The organism is Streptomyces sp. FH025 (assembly GCF_017427025.1).
Taxonomy (GTDB): domain Bacteria; phylum Actinomycetota; class Actinomycetes; order Streptomycetales; family Streptomycetaceae; genus Kitasatospora.
Genome location: NZ_JAFLNG010000979.1, coordinates 1 through 2,183, shown reverse-complemented (window position 1 = coordinate 2,183; position 2,183 = coordinate 1). Strand labels below are relative to the sequence as shown.

General features: G+C 74.3%; 2 protein-coding genes and 1 pseudogene. 1 reads left to right on the top strand and 2 read right to left on the bottom strand.

Annotated elements, in window-relative coordinates; genetic code table 11:
- Both J0670_RS36405 and J0670_RS36400 read right to left on the bottom strand, forming a co-directional pair.
- Positions 1-307: pseudogene (locus tag J0670_RS36405) on the bottom strand (hypothetical protein); the annotation flags it as partial.
- Positions 308-592: 285 nt separating this feature from the next.
- The gene (locus J0670_RS36400; RefSeq protein WP_207817026.1) at positions 593-1,198 is read right to left on the bottom strand and encodes an NTP transferase domain-containing protein; all 606 of its coding nucleotides are present in this window, start codon (positions 1,196-1,198) and stop codon (positions 593-595) included.
- 175 nt (positions 1,199-1,373) lie between these two features.
- Here J0670_RS36400 and J0670_RS36395 point away from each other — a divergent pair, with 175 nt between their 5' ends.
- A complete protein-coding gene (locus J0670_RS36395; protein ID WP_207817024.1) occupies positions 1,374-2,135 on the top strand; it encodes an HNH endonuclease family protein in 762 nt (253 codons plus the stop codon).
- Positions 2,136-2,183: the final 48 nt, after the last annotated feature.

Sequence of the window (2,183 nt, the reverse complement as noted above, 5' to 3'; positions counted from 1 at the left end):
GAAGCCGGACGGTGGCGCCGCAGTTGCAGGTGAACTCGGGCTGCGGCCACTGGTCGGAGCGGCCGCAGTGCGGGCAGCGCATGCTCAGCCAGGAGTCCTCCCAGGAGCGGAACCGCACCTGCACCGGCACCCCGCCGCGCAGCAGCGGCACCTTCAGCGAGGCGCCGCACGGACAGGGCAACGAGGGAGGTTCGTACAGGTGCTCGCGGCGGCAGGCGGGGCAGCGGATCGCCCGGGCGCCACCGCCCGTCCCCGGCCCTGGCCGCGCGGGGTCGTGTCCGGTGAAGTCGTCGGGCAGTCCGGCCATCGCGGGCTCCGTCCGTCGGTATCGGGTGGGTGCTTCCCATGCTCCCCGAAACGTCCCGCTCTGGGCGCGGAATGGGGCAATCCTCAGGGACGGATCAGGGGAGGCTGCCCGGTGCGGGTGGCGCCGAACCCTTCGCAGGGAGGATGCGACAGGGAGGACACGCGGTCGGCGTGCGGAACGGTGAGCGGTCGGCGTGCGGAGGACGCGCGGTCGGCGTGCGGAACGGTGAGCGGTCGGCGTGCGGAGGACATGCGGTCGGCGTACGGAACGGCCTGCGGGCGATCCTCAGCCCGCCGACCAGCGGGCCAGGTCGGCGGGGGTGTCCAGGTCGTCCGGCACGGCGACGTCCGCGCACTCGACCAGGACGAGGTCGGCGGCGTGCGCCGCCAGCAGGGCGCGGGCCCCGGAGTCGCCCCGGGCGCCCTCGGCCGCCTCGGCGAAGTGCCGGGCGCCGATCAGCACCGGGTGCCCGCGCCGCCCGCCGTAGGCCGCCGCGGCCAGTTCGGCGCCCGCCCGGTGCGCGGCCAGCAGCCGGGCCACCGCGGCCGGGGTGACGCCCGGGGTGTCCACCAGCATCACCAGCACCGCCGGGGCCCCCGCCGGCAGAGCGGCCAGCCCGGCGCGCAGCGAGGAGCCCATGCCTTGCGCCCAGTCCGGGTTGGCCACCAGCCGGCAGCCCGGCAGGTGCGCCTTGGACCGCACCCGGTCGCGCTCCGCGCCCAGCACCACCGTCACGTCCGGGCAGCCGCCGGCCCGTACGGTGGCCACCGCGTGCTCCACCAGCGGCCGGCCCGCGTAGCGGATCAGCGCCTTGGGCCGCCCGCCGAGGCGGCGGCCCCCTCCGGCGGCGAGGACCAGGGCGACCGGGGTGGACCGGCTGAGGTTCCGCATGCGCCCAGGGTGCCCGGTGCGGACGGCGAGCGCAGCACCCGGCGGGGCTGCGCGACCTGGCGGAGTGTGAGCTTCGACATGCTCCTTGGCCCGGCCGTGGCGTCGGCTTGACCTGCTCTTGGGCGGCTGGTCTGCTGGTTCGCCGTCAACCCACCCCTGACTCCGGGAGCTCTCCGTGCCCGCCCGCCGTACCTGGCTGTCCGCCGCCTCCGTCTTCCTGATATGCGTGCTCGCGCTGGTCGGCTGGCTGGTGGAAGGCCGCGACCACAAGTCGACCGGCGGCTCCGCCGCACCCGCCGGGGGCGTGGGCACCAGCCCGTTGCAGAACCCGGACGGCACCAAGCCGGGCCTCGCGCCGCTGACCACCCCCGAGGACCGGAAGGCCGGCCGGGACCTCATCGCCAAGGTCACCACCGCCCCCGTCGGCACCAAGGACGGCTACGACCGCAACGAGTTCGGCCCCGCCTGGACCGACAACGTCGACGGCGTCCCGCTCGGCCACAACAACTGCGATACCCGCAACGACCTGCTCGCCCGGGACGGCACCGCCGTCGAGCGCAAGGACGGCTCGAACTGCGTGGTCACCTCGATGAGCATCTACGACCCGTACACCGGCAAGACCGTCGACTGGACCAAGCAGCAGGCCACCAAGATCCAGATCGACCACGTGATGCCGCTCTCCTACGACTGGCAGATGGGCGCCAGCAAGTGGGACAAGGCCAAGCGGGTCCAGATCGCCAACGACCCGCTCAACCTGATCCCCGCCGACGGCTCGCAGAACGCCTCCAAGGGCGACTCCGGCCCGGCCACCTGGCTGCCCGCCAACACCGACATCCGCTGCTCCTACGCCGTGCGCTTCGCCCAGGTCTCGCTGAAGTACCAGCTGCCGGTCACCGAGGCGGACAAGAAGGCCATGCTGCAGCAGTGCGACGGCTGACGAACCGTTTCGCCTGAGACCTGGGCGACGGGCGCGATGTGCCCCGGG

Bases quoted from the DNA above. Each gene is read 5' to 3' on its own strand.
- J0670_RS36400 (WP_207817026.1), bottom strand. From the start codon at position 1,198: ATGCGGAACCTCAGCCGGTCCACCCCGGTCGCCCTGGTCCTCGCCGCC.